This is a genomic window from Methanolobus sp. WCC1, from assembly GCF_045690315.1.
Classification (GTDB): domain Archaea; phylum Halobacteriota; class Methanosarcinia; order Methanosarcinales; family Methanosarcinaceae; genus Methanolobus; species Methanolobus tindarius.
Genome location: NZ_CP146979.1, coordinates 1,269,371 through 1,288,911 on the forward strand (window position 1 = coordinate 1,269,371; position 19,541 = coordinate 1,288,911).

Below are 19,541 nucleotides of genomic sequence, written 5' to 3' on the forward strand. Positions count from 1 at the left end.
TCACCTCAGACATCCAGGTTCGCAACGTCCTTTGCATGCGTTGTAATGAAGTGTTTACGTGGCGCTACGTCATCACCCATAAGGATGGTGAACATTTCATCAGCAGCAACAGCATCTTCCATGGTGACCTGAAGCAGTGTTCTTGTCTCAGGGTTCATTGTTGTTTCCCAGAGCTGTTCAGGATTCATTTCACCAAGACCCTTGTAACGCTGTATACCAACGCCCTTGTCACCAATCTCTTCCAGTTTTGCTGCAAGTTCACGGTCAGAATAAACATAATACTCTGCCTTGCCCTTCTTTATCTTGTAAAGAGGAGGCTGTGCAATGTACACATAACCGGCATCTATCATGGGTTTCATGTACCTGTAGAATAATGTAAGTATGAGAGTCCTGATGTGAGCTCCGTCAACATCAGCATCAGTCATGATGATTACTTTGTGGTAACGTGCTTTTTCGATGTCGTAGTCATCACCAATTCCGGTACCCATTGCAGTTATGAATGCAAGAATCTCGTTATTCTTGAGGATTTTTGCTAAACGTGCTTTTTCAACGTTGAGAATCTTACCCCTGAGTGGCAGGATAGCCTGATTCTTACGATCTCTTCCCTGCTTTGCAGAACCGCCTGCAGAGTCTCCCTCTACAAGATAGAGTTCACTTACGGATGGATCCTTCTCGGAACAATCTGCCAGTTTTCCCGGAAGTGTGCTGACATCAAGGGCACTCTTTCTGCGTGTGAGTTCCCTAGCCTTCTTTGCTGCTTCCCTTGCACGTTGTGCATCCAGAGCTTTCTGGAGGATGGCAGTGGCAACTTTAGGGTTCTCTTCCATGTATTCGGAAAGTCCTTCTGAAACCATGGATTCCACAATTCCCTTAACTTCGCTGTTACCAAGTTTAGTCTTGGTCTGCCCTTCGAATTGTGGTTCTGTAATCTTGACACTGATAATCGCTGTCAGACCTTCACGAATATCGTCGCCTGAAAGTTTTGCATCTCCTTTTGTAAGGTTGTTCTTTTTTATGTAATCATTAGCAACCCTTGTGAGTGCTGCTTTAAATCCAACAAGGTGCGTGCCACCTTCGTGGGTGTTGATGTTGTTGACAAATGAGAAAACAGATTCGGCATAACTATCTGTGTACTGCATTGAAATTTCAACAACAGTATCGTCCTTTGTTCTTTCAAAGTATATCGGTGGTTCGTGAAGTGAGTTCTTATTATGGTTCAGGTGTTCCACGAAAGAAATGATTCCGCCTTCGTACTCGAATTTTTCTTCGACCCTTTCTTCCTCACGGTCATCAGATATGCTTATTTTTATTCCCCTGTTGAGGAATGCAAGTTCACGAAGCCTTGTTGCAAGAGTTTCATACACGAATTTTGTAGTTTCAAATATCCTTGAATCCGGCATGAAGGTTATTTTTGTACCTGTTGTGGAAGTTTCTCCAATCTCCAGAAGTTCATCCGTAGGAGTTCCACGCTCATAGCGCTGGTAGTAAATTTTCCCGTCACGTTGAACCTCAGCTTCCATCCACTCGGAAAGTGCGTTCACGACTGAAACACCGACTCCGTGCAGACCACCTGAAACTTTGTAGGTGTCCTTGTTAAATTTACCACCTGCGTGGAGGATGGTCATTACAACTTCAAGTGCGGATTTATTGTATTTCGGATGCATTCCAACCGGAATACCTCGTCCGTTATCCAGGACTGTGATGGTCCCGTCATGGTTTATTGATACGTCTATCTGTGTACAATATCCGGCCAGTGCTTCATCGATACTATTGTCCACCACTTCGTAGACCAGATGGTGAAGTCCCCTGCCATCGATACTTCCGATGTACATGCTCGGACGTTTGCGAACAGCTTCCAGTCCTTCAAGTACCTGAATATTGCTTGCATCATAAGCTTGTTTTTCACTCATTTAAATAACAGCTCCGTGAAAAAAATTCATAATCCTGATTAACAATGTTAATTGGTTCGTGTCTATAACGTACACTAGTTCGTCCCTCAGAATACAGTCAAAGAAATATTAATTTTTAATCTCTCGTTTCTTATTTTTACTTAAAATGTCCGGCTTCTAATATGCATTCATGCTTATTAAATGTTTATATAAAATTGATTAAAAAAGTAAAGATAGAAACTGAAAAATCAGTTTCTTGCTGTCATGTAGATGTTACCGAAAGGAATCAGTGTTGCAGCCAGATATACAAGACCACCGATTATGGGGATAGCACTGACAAGTAGCAGCACCAGAAGCCCAAATGCCATTTCATTCATTGTCCTTGAACTTTTGCCCATTTTATCCAGCAGGTAACGCCCTATCCATATTGAAGCTATTATCCTTGAAACGTATAGCATTACTACAAGAGTGATCAGCATTATAAGTCCCAGTGGAATTCCGATAATAGTAACAAAGAGCAGGAATGCAATTATGAATGCCAGTATCAATACCAGCAATCCGGTTAAAAATGCCTTTCCCGGAGATTCGGAAGTTTTAGCAGCGATATTTTTCATGTACTCAGGCCATATTGCAAGTCCTATAAGACCTATCAGAACCAGTCCTAGATACGAAATTAGTCCGCTTAACAGGGATGAGACAATTCCTCCATTGTCACGGTATTCCATCTTTGTATACTGAACATTGTTCCCGACTGTTCCTTCTTCTATCTTAGTTTCGGATTTGCTTTTGTATTCAAGATTACCATCTATGGATGCTTCAGATGATATTGATATTTTCTCAGCATTCAGGTCTGCATCTCCTCCAATATTACCTTGAAGATCGATCTCTTCTGCAGAAGCTTCGATATTACCATCGATGTCTCCGAGAATAGTAACTTTTCCTGAAGCGGCTGAGAGGTCTCCCCCAATGTATCCTCCATCGGCAAGAGTTGTCTTTCCGGTAGCTGAGAGTACATCATCCTGAACATCTCCATAGATTGTGAGTGTTCCTGATGCAACTCTTACATCATCGCCTACAGTACCGCTGATAGTCACATCTCCTGCAGCAACGATGAGGTCTTGTTCAATAGTTCCTTTCACTTCAACCGTACCACCGGCAGCAACAACATCACCATTGACGGTTCCTTCGATGATGATATTTCCACCGGCAACGATTATGTCGTCATCAATTACATCATCAATAACAATTGTGTCTCCACCTTCAATTGTGGTATATGCTGCCGCAGTGTGGCAGAAAAGCATAAAAGTAACAGCCAGCAGCATAATTTTACATAAAGCTTGTAAGCTCATTTTCATTATGTAGACTCCCCCTCATATTTCAATTTAATAAGTATGCTGAATATTGTTTTTCATTGATTAAATGCTTATTCGGCTGTGTGGGGTTAGGGTGTGATTTCTTTTGATGAGGTAGATGTAACTCCGAGTTTTGGCAAACTAACTCCTGAGAATGCACGCCAAATAGGAATTAAGCATAGGAGTGGCGGCTTATTTGAAGAATTAAGCAAATGAAGGAGAGTTGAAGTTTAAACGTATAGATATTTATCATGGCAATAAAAACGTAAAAGCAGAGAAAGATAATAATTTTATGGAAGACAACTTTAATTTTTAAGTCTTTGATACTCACTAACTTTCAACCAAATATAATCTACTTCTTCCTTAGAAATACTATAATGTTTTGCAACATCCTGCGTAATTTTATATTCATCAACAATTTGATTGGTTTTGTTCATATCCACTTTGCTCCACTCAGCATTACAAAGATCTTCAAAATAATTGTATATCTCAAATTCTATGTCTGTAGGTTTTTCTAATTTTTTGTCTTTTAGCTTATAACTTCTAATCATATCATCAATATCGTTTTTTGATGATATTGACATTAAATTGTAATTATTCATGTTCGTAGCTACCTGCAGTTTTTTGATATTAATATTACAAAACAAAATTAAACGTAATTTAATTAGTAAGTTAAGTTTCCTAGTTCTTTTTATTCCAAGCTTTAATCTCATGAAAATTAATTCATATTGTGTAATAACTTTTAAAAAATATAGGTATGGTACAGATACAATTGAATAAATCACAGGAAACAAAAAACTTTTGATATAGCTTACATTCACAATTGAGTCCATTTCAGATAGCAACATATAGAAAGAATAAGACAAAAGGAATAAACCAACAAGTGATAAAATGATATTTGTGGGCTTTTCAAAAACTTTTCCTTTTTCATAATATTGTGCATATGTATTGAATACTACTACAATTACTATAAATGGCAGTAAAAATAACTCAATTATTAGTGGAAAAACGAATGAATTGATAATAAACTCAACAATGACTATTAGTTTTAGATTTTCTATAAGTAATTTTTTCCAGAAACCGTTGTCTATCTTATTCGTTATTACAAATGCGCCAAGTGGCAATCCTGAAAAAATAAACCATATTATCGTGTCTTTAAGGTATGTAACCTCCCAGAAATTGAAATTGTATAATATAATAATTATTGAGACTATGAATACCAAATATGAAAGAAAGTATAGTAGTAATTTAGTTTTCAAGGCATTTTTTATAATTAGATGGATATGTTGCCTTAAATTTTTTTGGGATACTAAATATGCAAAAAATAAAGTAAACCAAATTATTGTTGCAATTTCCCTATTTGATAAAATAGAATACATGTTAATAAGGAACTCCTGAACAAGTTTCAATTGTAACATAGAGGACAGTTCTATATACCTTTTTTGAAATATTTTATTTCATTACTTAAATCCATAAAATATAATAGCGTACAAAAAATTAAACTTACCTATTATCCCCATTCTTTCTCAAAACCCGCATGATTCGGACTAATATCCAGAACCTCCCCATCCAATTCCTGCACCACCCTGTCCAGTAAATCATCGATCTCCGCCACTTCTTCCTCACCGATCATGGAAGAATAGATGTTCTTGATACTCATAAGGCTGGCAGCCGACAGAGCCAGGGAAATGGATAGCACGTCAAGAGTTACTTCTTCACGGTAATCAAAATCACCCATTGCTCTTTTTATTCCGGGGTGAGCTGCATTGGAGATGAGTATATAAAAATCATCAACTTGTTTCTTCTTTTCACCGGTGTACAATAGTTCACGTATTCTTGATGGTCTGAGCCAGTGATGTTTGTTTTTTAACTCTTTTTCTTCCGTCTCCGTGAGCGTGCCCAACTGCTGTTTATAGAAAATGTACGCTTCCCTGTCTGTCAGGTGAAGCAGGTAGATCTGGGTAATTCCCTCAAAAACAGTTCTCAGATTAAGATAAGCAGGATTATTCAGACCGATGCATGCTAACTTGTAGGCTGCAAGCAAATTATGGTTATTTCGCTCAAACAGCACAGGTATAATAGTTCTTGGACCTTCGAGTCTTTTGCCTGTTCTTTTGAACTCAGCAAGGAATCCGGCATTAAGGACTTTTGTCAGGTAAAACAACAGTTCAATTGAGTCCTGGAAGATATCCAGTTTGGAAGCATGTTCTTTGAAGATGATATCTTTCCTGTAGTTCAGGATAGATTCAATGTCGTTATAATCACGCCTTGCTTTGCCGGGATGCATATTGATTCTCTCTTCTTTGGTTGGATTTGCCACATATATAATAAGAATTAGCTAAGAGTTCTTTTATGTCTTGTTAGTAAAAAAGGTTAACACATGGGCAGTACTGTTTAGTGTAGCAATGAATACAACCGAACTCCTTCTTTCTCTACAAAAAGACAGCCTAAGCATCAGCAATGCAGACATAAGTCTTGCACGAGCCTATGCAATGGAAGCTGTAGAACACGTTCCAGAGCCTTACAAAACTATCTATTCAGCCGATTATTTTGTATTTCTCTATGAGAGCTTCCTGGAAATCCGAAAATGCAGGCCAGATGAAATTATAATTCAGGAAATCGACCCAGAAGAATACGAAAAAGCTCTTAGCAGCATAAAAGAGAAAAACGATACTGATGACAGAAAAAAAGATGCTATGAATCGGTTTATTAGCATCGTTCACATCTACCTTACTTTCATAGTCAGAAAACCACTACACCCTGTGGGAATGGTATTTCCCGGTGGTCTGAAGATAACTGAGGATGGAACTTTTTATTATTGTCCGGTCAAGGACAAACAAACTGAAACCGGGATCTCATTTTGTGAGTTCTGTATCTGTAAGGACAGTGAAGAACAGTAAAGAATAGAAATAACAAATAGAATAAGTTGAATGAACCCGAAGGGTCCGGCGAAGCCGGCGTTTTACCATAAAAATATACAAAATAATGTGCAAATATCTTGCACCTTCTTCCTGAACTTCTGCATATTTATCTATTAGTAATTGTCTTTGGAATAATTTTCTGTGCATAAGCATCGGAATGTGCCGCCTTCGGCGGATTGTTACTTTGTTTTTTGATTAAGAATCGCTTTTGTCACTAAAACGAAAAATCAAAATGAAAAATAGGAGGTAGAGCCTGAAGAATCAGGAAAGATATTCAGGCTTTAAGCTTTAAATGACAGTGCTTTGGTTGGACATGCTGTTATGCATCTTCCGCACTTGATACAGTCAGGTTTTGGACCATTTGTATGGACATCGAGCTGCATCGGGCAGACCTTTTCGCACTTGTTACAGTTGATGCACTTTGATTCATCTGTCTGGAGCTGGTACTTTTTACCACCGATGAGGTTCTGGACGGTTCCCATTGGGCAGAATGTACACCATGTTCGGGGGCTGAATGTTGTTCCTGCGACCAGTGCGATTGAAGTTGTAACCAGGCACATGATGACAAAAACCATGCCTATCTGGTTAATAAGTCCGTGGGTGTTAAGGAGTCTGTAACCCATAAATCCCATCATAAGCATGAAGATGGGTATTCTGACCCAGTAGCTTCTGAGTATTTTAGGTATTTTCTTTCCCTGTGTTATTTTCCCGACCCAGAAATCATTGAAACTTCCTCTGGGGCAGAGGTTTCCGCAGAACCATCTTCCGCGGGAGATACTTGTAATAAGCAGCGTTGCAAATACAAGCAGCAGGAAGTATCCAAGAAGCGGGAACCACAGTCCTGCAATTGACACGATAATAACCAGAATTCCAAGATATGGAGTAATTTTCAGCACGTTTTCATCCTCTCTTTTCTCTTATAATTTTAATAATTACGATAATTGTAATTTTTCTAAGTATTTTGACGTTTTTTATTAGCACAATTTTCAGGGGGTGGTATTACTAATTCTACTGGTCTACTGATTCTCATCAGCCCATGACTGCAATTCACTATCCACTCTCTTAACCCAGCTGTTGACGATTTCCATGATAAGTTCATGAATGTCCTTCTTGCTGCGTATCTTGTATACAAAGAAGTATCCTCCACCGTCCATGTTGTTCTGGGAACGGATGAGAATTTTTCTTTCGTAGAGTTTCTTCACACTTCTCTGGACAGTTGAAAGATTAAGTTCAAGCTCTTCAGCAATTTTTTCTGTAGTAAGCCAGTCCTGCCCGTATTGCAGGAAATACTTCAATATCTGTAGTTCGGCTTTTGTCAGGTTCAATCCACATTTTATTACAGCTTCAATCTCAAACTCTTTACAGGCAAAGTCAACCATTTGATACCTCCATTTATCAACAGTACTGCATTAAAGTTGCAGTTATATATAAAGAGTTTCAAGAACTGAAAAAAAAGGCTAAAAAACAGAAGTACTACAAAAATAGTTGAAATGGATGCTCACTGACACCCGCCTATCATCCGGTTGATTTCATCACTTCCAATGATGCCGATAATCCGGTTATTATCATCAACAACAGGGAGTGCAGAGATGAAATTCTGTTCCATTTTCTTTGCAGCACTTTCAATATCCTCGTTTCCTTTTGCCGTGATCACATCCCTTACCATGATTTTGTCAAGGGAATTACATTTCAGGGCAACAGCTTTTGAAATATCCCATGAAGTTATTATTCCGGTAAGTTTGTTTTCATCATCAACAACCGGCAGATGTGTAATCCCACTTTCAAACATTACCTGTGCCGTTTCCTCAATACTAAGTCCATTCCTGATGGTTTTTATCTCTCTTTTCATTATGTCGGAAACAAGCGTATGGGAAAGAAAGTTGCCGATAATGTAACCTAATTGCCCGGATTCCAGCAGGAAAGCATCGTGTCCGTAATTGGACTCAATTTCCCTGTAAGTCACATCAATGTCATTTGCACTCAATGCGGACACAACTTCTTTTGACTGGTAAGGCGGGTAGAGCCAGTCAGAGCTTACCGCTACAACCAGAAACTTTGCTCTTGCATTCTTCATTCCCTCTATCAGGGAGCCATTCACTGCAAGATCAAAATAGTCCAGTGCTTTTGTAATGTATAGATAGGAATTTGCATCAAATCTTTTTGTGAAAGACTGCCCCTGATAATGAAGGTAGCTCTCCACCTGGAAATCAAAACCAAGATTGTAATCCAGATCCTTTTTATCCTGAAGCCGTCTTCCAAATTTATGGTGCATGGAATCATCACTAAGATAGGTAATATGTCCAATCATTCTGGCCAGTGCAAGCCCGTGAATAGGTGCATTACCGGAGTAATAATCTCCATTGTTCCAGTCCGGGTCAGAGAGTATTGCCATTCTTCCAACCTCGCTGAATGCTATTTGCTGAGGTGATGATCTGGCTGTACTTGCAATGACAATAGCCTTACTTAAACTGTCAGGATATGTCACAGACCATTGCAGCACCTGAGTTCCTCCCATTGAACCGCCGATAACCGCAAAGAGTTTCTTAATTCCAAGGTGGTCAATAAGCTCCTTCTGAACTTTTACCATGTCCTTTATGGTTATAAAAGGGAAAGAAGTCCCGTATTCTTTCCCTGTTTCAGGGTTTATGCAGGAAGGTCCGGTTGACCCTTTGCATCCGCCAAGTACATTGGAACAGATTACAAAATACCTGTTAGTATCAATGGTCTTTCCGGGACCAATAAGCACATCCCACCATCCGGTTTTGCTTTCACCACTATGGAGTCCTGCTGCATGCGCATCGCCTGTGAGTGCATGGCAGATAAGAATTGCATTGCTTTTTTCCGGGTTTAGTTTTCCATAAGTTTCATAAGCTACATTGACATTCTTCAGCTTCTTACCACTATCAAGCACCAGTTCACCCGGCAGGTTGAAGATCTCAGTCTCCACTATCCCGACAGATTCTTTCTTCATAGTTCCTGTGACCTCTTCAGTGCCTGGTCGATATCAGTTATCAGATCTTCCACATCCTCAAGTCCGACTGACATGCGGATAAAATCCTCAGTAACTCCTGTGGACTTTCTTTCTTCAGTGGTCAACTGCTGATGTGTTGTAGATGCAGGATGAATAACAAGTGTCTTCGCATCACCAATGTTTGCAAGATGTGAGAGCAGTTCAACGCTGTCAATGAATTTCTTTCCTGCTTCAAGCCCGCCTTTGATTCCAAACCCAAGAATTGCGCCATATTTTCCTTTCAGGTACTTTGTTGCAAGTTCATGACTTGGATGGTCTTCAAGTCCCGGATAGTTCACCCAATCAACAGCAGGGTGCTTATTCAGGAACTCTGCAATTTTGAGTGCATTACTGCTATGTCTTTCAACTCTCAGTGGAAGTGTTTCCAGTCCCTGAAGTAACAGGAATGAATTAAAAGGACTAAGTGCCGGTCCGAGATCACGCAGCAGGTGAACTCTCATCTTGGTTATGAATGCAACGTTTCCAAGTTCTGGAACATCACCGAATGCTTCCCAGTAGTTAAGTCCGTGATAACCGGGGTCCGGTTCTGTAAGTCCGGGGAACTTTCCATTATCCCAGTTGAAATTTCCGGAATCAACAATCACTCCCCCGATGGTTGTTCCATGTCCTCCGAGGAATTTGGTTGCAGAAAGTACCACAATATCAGCACCAAGGTCAATTGGTTTTACAATTCCGATTCCCACTGTATTGTCAACTATGAGTGGTATTCCTGCTTCATGTGCTATCTTTGAAATTTCCTCGAGGTTTGGTATATCAAGTTTAGGATTTCCAATTATCTCTGTGTATATTGCCTTCGTTTTTTCAGTAATTGCATTTCTGAATTCTTCAGGTTTTGTTGAATCTACAAAGGCAACTTTTCTTGCAAGATTCTTGAAGGTGTTATTGAATAACTGATAAGTTCCACCGTAGAGGTTATTGGCTGCAACAATCTCATCTCCGGGACCGGTTACACCAAGTGTTGCAAGAGTGATGGCGGACATCCCAGAGGAAACTGCAAGTGCACCAGTGCCACCTTCAATGGCAGCAACTCTCTTCTCAAGCACATCGGTGGTTGGGTTCATGAGCCTGGTATAAATGTTACCGGATTCTTTCAGTCCGAAAAGATTGGCTGCATGTTCTGCGTCCCTGAATGTGTATGATGCTGTCTGGTAAATTGGTACCGCACGCGACCCGGTTGCAGGGTCAGGTTCCTGGCCGGCATGTAAAGCCAGTGTATTTGGTCCGTAGTTTCTTTTGTCCATTTTATTTCCTCTGGATTTTATGTGCTTTATTTTGCACTATTTCATGATGGGTGCATTGTTATATATAATTTTGCATAATTCACTTTGTGAATATTACTATTAGTTATTATTTAGTGTTATGTTACACGATTGAACATTTATATTTATGTGCTCTTAAATTTATATTTTATTGGCAGCAGATTAAATTCAGAAGTTTTCAGGATGGGAATCAACTGAAAATCATCAAAAAAAGAAGATGAAGAGTATATAAGCTCTGAATTACCTGTCAGGCCAGATATGCAAAAGAAAACTAAAAACTAATTTATCCCAGCAATTGTGCCAGGAAATTTTCATCATCGCTTTCAGGATACTTAAGCACCTTTGCATCAGGGTTAAGCTTTCCGATAAGCTCTTTGACAGCATCGGAATGTTCATCAGTATCCAACCACACTTTACCAATGCAAACAATCTCTGCACCTGCTGTTTGTTTTCTGACATACTCCGTAAGCTGGTCGTCTGCTGTTTCAAATTCAGGTGAATCAACAAGTACAACAGAGGGTAGAATCTTCATGTCGGTAAGTTCCATTCTTTCAAGATCTGCTTTCAGTTTGTGAGGAAGCACAGTTTCCTCTGCTTCAATGAAAACGGAATCAGGATTAAACTCTTCCTGTATTGTCAGGAGATTACTTCGAATATCTGTGTCAAGGGAGCATGGAATGCACACACTGTTTACTTCCCTTGTCTTAATTCCAAGTTCTGTGAGTGTCTTCTCATCATAATCCACTTCACCTGTTTCCTGAACTATGACTCCGATTTTCTCCCCCTTCAAGTTAAGATATTTTGCAAGCTTCAGAATGAGGGTGGTTTTACCACTGCCTGTAGCTCCGCCTATAATACTGACTTTCATAAGATAAACTCCACAAATATATTGAAAAGAAACATCCTTGAAGCTTACGGTTTAGGTGATTGGGACTGTTGCTGGTACTTTGGCCTGCAAATCCCTCTTTTCATAGGGGTTTTATATTCAGATTTCTCTTTCCTGACAGGATATACGGGAATCTTAAAAATGAACTTGCTACCCTTGCCGGCTTCACTTTCAACACGGATGCATCCGTTATGCATTTTCAGGTACTCTCTTACAAGTACAAGCCCAAGTCCGGCTCCTCCATATCTTCTTGTGGTGGAACCATCCACCTGCACAAATGCATCAAATATTCTTTCTCTGTCTTCTTCTGCAATCCCAATTCCAGTGTCCTGAACTGAAACTTCTATCTCTTCATCTTTCCTGTTCATAACAACAATAATATTCCCGCTTTGGGGTGTGAATTTGAGTGCATTTTCTATTAGGTTGTAGAGTATTTCCCTGAACTTGTCAACATCGGCAGTTATAGTGCCAATATTTCTATCGGTACTCATGCTTGCTCTTATGTTCTTTTTCTTAGCAAGCATCTCTGTGGATTCCATAACATTTTCAGCAACCAAAACCGGATCGAAGTTTGAAAAATTAAGAGTTATACCATCAGATTCTATTTTTGAAAGGTCCAGTACGTGGTTGATAAGGCTCAAAAGCCTGTGACCTTCGTTGTTCATAAGACGAAGGTATTTTTCCTGTTCAGCGCTGACCTGTCCAAGGCTTCCAGTCAGAAGTACATCTGAAAATCCAATGATTGAGTTAAGCGGTGTCCTGAGTTCATGGTTCATGTTTGCCAGCAGTTCATTTTTGCAGCGGTTAGCTTCCTCGGCTGCTATTCTTGCAAGCAACATTTGCTCTTCAGTCTTCTTCCTTTCTGTAATATCAACAAGGGTTCCGATTGCCCAATGCTTTTTACTTTTCAGATTAAAGGTATTTCCCTTTACCAGCACCCAGATCCAATCACTGGATTTACCTGTCATTCGTATCTCAAAACTAAAGGGCTTTCTTTTATTTACACAATTAATGATTTCGGGAATTACCTGCTTCCTGTCATCAGGATGCATCATGTTACTCCATACGTCTATTGACATGGGAAACTCATTGTCTTCATAACCCAGCATAGTGTATGCTTTTGGATTGAAATAGAAATCATTCTGGTCAAGATCCCAAACCCAGAATCCATGTTCTGAAACCCTTAGTGCAAGTTCAAGTCTCTCTTCGCTTTCTTTCAGGGCGTTTTCGGCTTCCACTCTTTTAGTAACGTCTCTTGTTGTTCCCTGTAAGCAAACAGGTGCTCCGTTTTCATCGAAAATTAGTTTACCGATTATTTCTACGGGTACTGAATGACCTTCTTTATTAAGCACGTCAACCTGGAAACGAATGCCCTCAGAAATTGGGGCTTTTTGCATACCGATACCGATATATTCTTTCATTTTATTGAAATTCTCTTCATCACAATGGTCTTTTAAATTTGATCCGATCCACTCTTCCGGAAGATATCCGAGTATATTGTAAACGGCATGGTTTCCATATGTAAAATTCAGGTTCATATCCATGGACCAGATACAATCAAGTGTATTCTCGGCAAGCAGCCGGTACATCTGTTCACTGGTTTCAAGTGCATCTTCAGCTTTCTTTTTCTCAGTATAATCTACAAGTGAACTCATGTAAGAAACTATCTTTCCATCACTGTCCCTTATTCTTGATGCAGATAACCATACAGGAAACTCAGAGCCGTCTTTTCTAATTGCCTTGAACTCGGATTTAAAAGCATGTTCTTTTAGTTCATTCAGTATTCGTTCACCATCTTCATCTGACGCCAGAAAATCTTTTATTTTCTTACCGATAACCTCTTCTTTGTCGGCATACCCCCACATACTGCACGCTGCACTATTTGCATATGTAAGGTTTCCATTCAGGTCAACAAGTACAATTCCATCAATGTCGGATTCAATTGCCTGGTCTTTTATCCTGAGCTCATTTTCAGCTTCCACTTCTTTGGTGATGTCATATGTGTAACCCACCATTCCAATAGGATTCCCTGCGCCGTCTTTTACCACCCATAGTGAGAGAGACCCAATGAAAAGTTCTCCTCCTTTTCGCAATAACCTGACTTGTATCTGGTTGTATCCTTTTGCAAGCAAAGGTTCTATAACATAATTTTGCAGTACATCAAAGTCATTTTTATGATAGAGAATAGATACATTCCTGCCCAGAGCTTCTTCGGATGTATAACCGAATATTCTTTCGGCTCCTTTGTTCCAGCTTGTTATTATCCCTTCCAGATTCGTAGAAATAACAGAAAACGGGGATTGCTGCACTATTTCTGACATGGATTTCAGGGCATCAAGGGCTATTTTCTTTTCAACCAGTGCATTTTTAACATCAATAGCTTCCCTGATGGCAAATGGTAACCTGCTGATGCGTTCCTTGAGAATATAATCTGTGGCACCGGCTTTCATGGCTTCAACAGCTATTTCCTCGTTCATGGAACCTGTAAGGATGATAAAAGGTATGTTGATGTTGTATGTAAGTGCCAGTTCAAGTGCCCGCATACCATCAAATTCAGGCAGCATGTAGTCTGATATGATTATGTCAGGTTTGAATTCATACAGGCCTTTTAAAAATTCATCTTCTTTTTCAGCCAGAAAATATTCAAACCTAAGACCACTGCTTTTTATTTTTCTTTTGGCAAGTTCCAGGTCTTCGGGTACGTCTTCTACAAACAGAATTTTTAAATTCTGATTATCAGTCATCTGATCCCCTTGTCAATAAGTACATCATGACAATCATGTTCATTTTTCATTCGTGTACGCATCATGGCAATTGTTACGCATGTATATGCGAAGTACATATTAATAAAGTTACAGGTTTGATAATAAAAAATAACTATTAATCTAAAAAGAAAAAAGGGAAGTTAACAGGAATTCAGTCTTCATGCCTGATTTCTTTTTCCTGTTGTTTCATTTCCTTTATTTCTTTCATCCTTCTAATGATTACTTCACCAAGGAATAATATGAGGGCTGCAATCAGGAAATAGTATTTCTGGCTTACACTTTCCTTTACCAGTTTTTCAGAATTCTCCTGCGCTTTCTCAAATATACCTGATCTTGCCTCGGTTACCGAACCATATATGGTCCCACCATTTGCTATTATAAGACTTGGCATATCTTCATTTACTCCCATATTCCTGTATTCAAGGGCGTAGTTCACTGCCACCGGATAGCCTGAAAGATAGTGCATTCCTATTGAATCCGGTTCGATAACAGCTTCATAGACATTAGTTCCGGTAAGTGACAGGTCAAGTGTTTCATCATCAAGCTTCAGTGTTGGAATACCTTCATCATACATTGTAAGTTCAATTGTGGTAGGAGTACCATACCATGTGTCATCTGCTTCAACAACAGCTCCACTTTCCTCAATTGGATTTCCAATTACCCAGTTAACAGTTGACGAAATAAGTTTGGAGTTGTTGCCAGAGTAAAGCTCAGTTGCCCACATATTGTCACCGCCAAGTCCATCATCAGTGGTTATTGCGGCTACTCTCCCAAGTCCGTATCTCCATGTGGTAAGTATTGGTTTACCTGTACTTGTTATGATAAGCCTGTCAGCTCCGGCTTTTGGTGTAACGTCATTGTAACCAGTGACACTGCCTTCAATATCAATGTTCTTTGTGATGAAATGCTTGGAGTTAAGTTCTATCAGGGGGAAATCACCCGAATCAGTTTCTTCCTCAAAGTCCGGTTCATCCTCATCAGCGGTTCCAAAATCAATGTCTACTGTGTAGGTATCTTCTTCTGTATGGTAATAACCAGTATCCTGTCCTATTGCGGATATGAATAATTCAGCGTAATAATCACCGTTACTATCCTTCTGATATTTTTGAGTTGAATATACATGAACAAATATGAAATCTACTCCATTATCATGCATTCTAGATGAGATTTCCACACTATCACTATATATTTCTGGATCATATCCAAGTCCACCATCAGAAATAATAATCACAAGAGATTGTCCTCCCTTTTGATTAAGTTCATCCTCGGCAAATGAAAGTGCTTCCTCTAAATGTGACTTATCTGTAAGTTGGGCTTCTAAGGTTGAAATTGTATCAACTAATTCCTCTCTATCATTTTCATTTGATAGTGTGACAAATCCATCTGATATTTCATTTACAGTATCTGTAAATGCTACTACTGATAAATCGGAATCACGGAGATCCTCGTTGTTAACTATGCTATTTGCCATTGACAATACTTCGTCAATCCTTCTTGTGTTTAAACTCGATTTGGAGTCATTGACTGCTATGTTTTCTCCTCCTCCAAAACTACCTGATAGATCGAGAACAAGCACAATACTTCTTCCGCCAGTCCAGTCAGTTGGCTCAGAGCGAATAGGAAGTATTTCTTCAAAGGATGAATTGAGATAGTCGCCGAAGTTATAGGAACTGTCACCGCCAACAACAACAATTCCTTTTCCATCGTTGAGGAAACTTTTCAGTTCTTCTACTTCGCTCTCACTGAAAGTGTTTGCATGAGTATTATCGACAACTATTGCCTTGCGACTGTCAATGTTTGCAAGTTCTCCCGTTCTTGAAACATCGTAGAGATTAAGCAATATATCTGCAAGCGGGGAATTAACATCAAGTCCAATTGTCCTTATCTTTGGTTTTGGGATCGCATAGATCGCTTTGTAGAATTCATTATTTATTGGGTCATAATCAAAGCTTGAGGGTATAATTTCAGCTCTCAGGGTGTGTGCTCCCAGAGTTCTGAATGTGACCTGTGTAATTGGTATTGTTTTTGTACGTTCTTTCTGGGTAATGGTACGACTGCTTATTAGTGTGTCATCGCTGTATAGTTCATAAGTGTACCTGATTTCCTGTTCCAGTGCCTGTGTGACAATGATGTTGAACTGGTTCTCGTTGTTACGTACAACGGTCTTGTCACCTTCAATTTCAACACTGATGTCGTTGTACTCCACTTCCGGCTGTACATAGTATACAGTGGTTCCCATTTCCTGTGCAAATTGCAGTGCTGTTTCCACATCTTCTCCCGTATTGCTGTTACCGTCAGAAACCAGCACAATCTGGTTATCTCCTGTGGAATATTGCACAATGGCATCACCAAGTGCAGTGCTGTCTCCGGTAAGACGTACAAGTGATGTCGGTGTTTTTGCAGTAAGAGCTTCATAAAGTTCAGTTGCTGATTCGTTTGAGAATATCTCCATACTATCTGTTTCATCGGAGATTATCACAATATTCGGATTGTCGTCTGAAGTGACACTTGCGACTAATATGAAAGGTGATGCCAGGGCAGTAATAAGCAAAATGGCAACAATGATACGTGATATAATAAGTCCTTTTTTAGTTCCCTTTTTCAGAAGATAAAGTCCTGCAATAAGAACTGGCAATATAAGCCAGAATATTCCCGGATTTTCAAAACTTACCATCAGAGCTCACCTCTCTTTCTTATTACAAGAAGCTCCAGTATAACTAATGCAAAAACAATGATTATCATATAAGTATCAAGGTAATTCTTTGCTGTATACGAGCTTTCACGTACAATTCCAGGTTCATCGTCAGCCTGTGAGCGTTCAATAACATCATCGCCTTCAAGCGTTGTGTCAGATTCCTTATCAGTGTATAAGTTTACAGCAATCTCTTTTCCGGCTACCTGGTAAACACCCACTTCGTCATAAAGTACACGGCTTACAGTATCCGTAGTGCTTGGAGTTTGAATTTCCTGTTCCTTTGCCAGCGCTGAAACAGTTCCTGTCTTGAGATTATAGTCCTGTACACTTCCGGTTCCTCCAAGCCATCCGGCAAGCTTTGACCAGAATACAGGATATTCAGGCAGGTTGTGGAAGTTATTCCATGCATCTTCGCCTGCAATGTCATTTATTCCAAGATAAACTGAAGTTCCGTCACCAACAGGTCCGTATACCAGCATGGGTACGTCATCTTCAGTGGCAACAAGGGTTGTTGATTCAATCCTTTCCGTAACATTAAGGTATTTGTACATTGCCACTTCGTCATACTTTATGTCTTCACTGAGTCTTGTATCCTGGACAACTTCCAGGGTCACTCCGTTATCTGTGTCTTCCACGGATTCAGGCATTATGGGAAGAAGCTCTACAAGTTCTGTCTTTGCATTTTCAGATGACAATGCTTCACTTGCAATGAATACGACTTTTCCTCCTGCGTTGAGATAAGTGCTTAGAAGTGGTATCTCATTGCTTGCAAGTGCTCTTTCTTTATTCGCAATCACAATGATGCTGTAATCTGAAAGGTCATCAGGCACGCCTTCAAGTTCTTTAACAGTAATCGTTGGTATAAGTGAAAGTGCTATTTTTGAGGGCAGGTCATCTACATCTGTCACAAAGAGCAGTTGCCTGTCTGAAATTTTAGGAATAGAAATATAAGCAGTATTATCTGCCGCCAGGCTGTCATCATCAAGAATTCTTACTTCCGTTATGCCGGTTCCAAGGTTTGTAAGGCGAAGCTGCTTTGTTGACCTTGCAGGTATTGCAAGGGAGGTTGAACTTGTCTTTCCACTGTCAAGATTCTCGATTTCAACATCAACAGTCTGCCTGCTGTTCTGGTAGTTCTTGATAACTCCGTTATAATTGTACTTACCATCTTCAACTTCAATTGTTCCCTGGATAATTCCAATGTTGTCGGCATCCCTGCCGACAAGGAGGAACTGCACATTAAGTCCGTAGGACTCAGCAAGTTTCATGGAATTTACCGGGTCATCACCGTTCCAGCTTGCAAAATCAGAAACAACAACAATGTTTCCTCCCTGGTCTGAAAGTATTCTCATGGCTGCTGAAATGGCACTTGACATGTCAGCAACAGTTGCCTGTGCCTTCATTGATTCAAGTGCATCATAGGTTGCCTGGGCATTAGCTTCTTCAATAATTGTTACCGGTGTGCTTTCTGCAAGAATGACTGTGTTTGTTTTACTGACATAATCCTCTGCTTTTGATATCGCATCACTGAACCTGTTGTCTGTCTGCATACTTGCAGAACCGTCAATGATAAGCACCGTATGATCTCCGCTAAGTGCTTCCTGGCTTTCAAAGTAAGGAGAAGCAGCTGCAAGTGCAAGGAGTATTAGCACAAATAGCTGGATAAAGAATAGCGGGTCCTTTACAAGTTTGGAAATGGACGTGTAGAATCGTTTTTTCTCTTCCTTTATATCCATAAGGAACATCAGGGAAGGAATCTGTACCTGAAGTGGCTTCGGCCTTAGAAGGTACAATATTATAAGTGGAATAACACTCGCAAGAGCAGCCAGTGCCACTGGATTATCAAAAGGCATTACCATTTCCTCCGGCTGATTGTGTGGAAGAAAGCATCGAAAATGGGAATGTCAGTGGTGAAAGTGTAGAATTCCGCACCAACCCTGCTGCATGTATCACCGATGTGGTTGATGTGGTCTGTGAGCTTTTTCTGGTATTCGCTCTTTAAATCCTCGCTGATATATGTGTCAAGCTTAACACCGGATTCAAGGTCAATAAGCCTGCTGTGCCCGTGAATTTCAAGAGAACTTTCTGTCCTGTCAAGCACCTGTACAAGTATAAGGTCATGATCGGAAAAGCGGTAGATTGCGGATTCTATATCTTTAGGATCCTGCATGAAATCGGAGATAAGGATAACAAGTGATCGGGAGTGTATGGCTTTTCCGTACTGTATAGTACATTCATTGATGTCTGTTTTACCACCAATTGGAACCGTTTCAAGTCTCTCGATGGTTTTGAGCAGATATTTTCTTCCTCTTCTGGGTTTTGAGAACTCGACATTCTCTGCAAAGGTGGATATGGCAAACTTATCATTGTCCTTGGTTACAAGATAGGCAAAGCCAGCGGCAAGCATTGTAGCATATTCGAATTTGCTGAGGTCAGCTCCACCCGTATAGTCCATACTCTTGCTGCAGTCCAGCAGAATATGGGTTGTCAGGGATTTATCTTCCTCGAACTGCCTGATATAGAGTTTCTCAGACCTCGCATATGCTTTCCAGTCAATGGACTTTATTTCATCTCCCCGGTTATACTCACGGTAGCCGATGGTGTCCAGTCCTCTTCCACTATGGATGGAACGTCTGCTACCAGCATATGCAGTTGATATTCTTTTCCTTACCATGAAGGTAAAGCGGTCAAGCTGCCTGAAGAACTCAACATCAATATTATGTCTCTTGTCGCTCATTGCAAG

General features: G+C 40.0%; 14 protein-coding genes. 1 reads left to right on the plus strand and 13 read right to left on the minus strand.

Annotated features, from left to right (window positions below):
- Positions 1-5: 5 nt before the first annotated feature.
- From gyrB to V7O61_RS06245, 4 genes are all read right to left on the minus strand, one after another.
- On the minus strand, positions 6-1,910 hold the full coding sequence (gyrB, locus tag V7O61_RS06230) for a DNA topoisomerase (ATP-hydrolyzing) subunit B (RefSeq protein ID WP_023846321.1): 1,905 nt from the start codon (positions 1,908-1,910) through the stop codon (positions 6-8).
- A gap of 227 nt (positions 1,911-2,137) precedes the next feature.
- A complete protein-coding gene (locus tag V7O61_RS06235) occupies positions 2,138-3,244 on the minus strand; it encodes a hypothetical protein (RefSeq protein ID WP_407282408.1) in 1,107 nt (368 codons plus the stop codon).
- Positions 3,245-3,546: 302 nt separating this feature from the next.
- Positions 3,547-4,650 carry a hypothetical protein gene (locus V7O61_RS06240; RefSeq protein ID WP_288070326.1) on the minus strand — a complete coding sequence of 368 codons (1,104 nt, stop codon included), beginning with the start codon at positions 4,648-4,650 and terminating at the stop codon, positions 3,547-3,549.
- Positions 4,651-4,751: 101 nt separating this feature from the next.
- Positions 4,752-5,561 carry a hypothetical protein gene (locus V7O61_RS06245; protein ID WP_407282407.1) on the minus strand — a complete coding sequence of 270 codons (810 nt, stop codon included), beginning with the start codon at positions 5,559-5,561 and terminating at the stop codon, positions 4,752-4,754.
- An 85-nt stretch (positions 5,562-5,646) separates the two neighbouring features.
- Between V7O61_RS06245 and V7O61_RS06250 the strand changes: the two genes are divergently transcribed.
- Entirely contained in the window at positions 5,647-6,141 is a 495-nt protein-coding gene (locus V7O61_RS06250) for a DUF2115 domain-containing protein (RefSeq protein ID WP_407282406.1), read from the plus strand.
- A gap of 302 nt (positions 6,142-6,443) precedes the next feature.
- Here V7O61_RS06250 and V7O61_RS06255 read toward each other — a convergent pair whose 3' ends face one another.
- From V7O61_RS06255 to V7O61_RS06295, 9 genes are all read right to left on the minus strand, one after another.
- Positions 6,444-7,058, minus strand: coding sequence for a 4Fe-4S binding protein (locus V7O61_RS06255; protein WP_407282405.1), 615 nt, complete (start codon positions 7,056-7,058; stop codon positions 6,444-6,446).
- A 120-nt stretch (positions 7,059-7,178) separates the two neighbouring features.
- A complete protein-coding gene (locus V7O61_RS06260; protein ID WP_023846330.1) occupies positions 7,179-7,541 on the minus strand; it encodes an HTH domain-containing protein in 363 nt (120 codons plus the stop codon).
- Positions 7,542-7,660: 119 nt separating this feature from the next.
- Positions 7,661-9,133, minus strand: a complete 1,473-nt coding sequence (locus tag V7O61_RS06265; protein WP_407282404.1) for a homoserine O-acetyltransferase — start codon at positions 9,131-9,133, stop codon at positions 7,661-7,663.
- The gene (locus V7O61_RS06270) at positions 9,130-10,434 is read right to left on the minus strand and encodes an O-acetylhomoserine aminocarboxypropyltransferase/cysteine synthase family protein (RefSeq protein WP_407282403.1); all 1,305 of its coding nucleotides are present in this window, start codon (positions 10,432-10,434) and stop codon (positions 9,130-9,132) included. Before V7O61_RS06270 ends, V7O61_RS06265 begins: the two co-directional genes overlap by 4 nt.
- A gap of 301 nt (positions 10,435-10,735) precedes the next feature.
- Positions 10,736-11,320, minus strand: a complete 585-nt coding sequence (locus V7O61_RS06275) for a GTP-binding protein (RefSeq protein ID WP_407282402.1) — start codon at positions 11,318-11,320, stop codon at positions 10,736-10,738.
- Between the two features lie 44 nt (positions 11,321-11,364).
- Positions 11,365-14,082, minus strand: coding sequence for a PAS domain S-box protein (locus V7O61_RS06280; protein ID WP_407282401.1), 2,718 nt, complete (start codon positions 14,080-14,082; stop codon positions 11,365-11,367).
- A gap of 172 nt (positions 14,083-14,254) precedes the next feature.
- Positions 14,255-16,777: a VWA domain-containing protein gene (locus V7O61_RS06285; RefSeq protein WP_407282400.1), complete on the minus strand. Its 2,523-nt coding sequence runs from the start codon at positions 16,775-16,777 to the stop codon at positions 14,255-14,257.
- Positions 16,777-18,651: a BatA domain-containing protein gene (locus V7O61_RS06290; RefSeq protein WP_407282399.1), complete on the minus strand. Its 1,875-nt coding sequence runs from the start codon at positions 18,649-18,651 to the stop codon at positions 16,777-16,779. Before V7O61_RS06290 ends, V7O61_RS06285 begins: the two co-directional genes overlap by 1 nt.
- Positions 18,651-19,535, minus strand: coding sequence for a DUF58 domain-containing protein (locus tag V7O61_RS06295; protein ID WP_407282398.1), 885 nt, complete (start codon positions 19,533-19,535; stop codon positions 18,651-18,653). Before V7O61_RS06295 ends, V7O61_RS06290 begins: the two co-directional genes overlap by 1 nt.
- Positions 19,536-19,541 lie beyond the last annotated feature (6 nt).

Bases quoted from the DNA above. Each gene is read 5' to 3' on its own strand.
- gyrB (WP_023846321.1), bottom strand. From the start codon at position 1,910: ATGAGTGAAAAACAAGCTTATGATGCAAGCAATATTCAGGTACTTGAA.
- V7O61_RS06235 (WP_407282408.1), bottom strand. From the start codon at position 3,244: ATGAAAATGAGCTTACAAGCTTTATGTAAAATTATGCTGCTGGCTGTT.
- V7O61_RS06250 (WP_407282406.1), top strand. From the start codon at position 5,647: ATGAATACAACCGAACTCCTTCTTTCTCTACAAAAAGACAGCCTAAGC.
- V7O61_RS06260 (WP_023846330.1), bottom strand. From the start codon at position 7,541: ATGGTTGACTTTGCCTGTAAAGAGTTTGAGATTGAAGCTGTAATAAAA.
- V7O61_RS06265 (WP_407282404.1), bottom strand. From the start codon at position 9,133: ATGAAGAAAGAATCTGTCGGGATAGTGGAGACTGAGATCTTCAACCTG.
- V7O61_RS06270 (WP_407282403.1), bottom strand. From the start codon at position 10,434: ATGGACAAAAGAAACTACGGACCAAATACACTGGCTTTACATGCCGGC.
- V7O61_RS06275 (WP_407282402.1), bottom strand. From the start codon at position 11,320: ATGAAAGTCAGTATTATAGGCGGAGCTACAGGCAGTGGTAAAACCACC.
- V7O61_RS06280 (WP_407282401.1), bottom strand. From the start codon at position 14,082: ATGACTGATAATCAGAATTTAAAAATTCTGTTTGTAGAAGACGTACCC.
- V7O61_RS06285 (WP_407282400.1), bottom strand. From the start codon at position 16,777: ATGGTAAGTTTTGAAAATCCGGGAATATTCTGGCTTATATTGCCAGTT.
- V7O61_RS06290 (WP_407282399.1), bottom strand. From the start codon at position 18,651: ATGCCTTTTGATAATCCAGTGGCACTGGCTGCTCTTGCGAGTGTTATT.
- V7O61_RS06295 (WP_407282398.1), bottom strand. From the start codon at position 19,535: ATGAGCGACAAGAGACATAATATTGATGTTGAGTTCTTCAGGCAGCTT.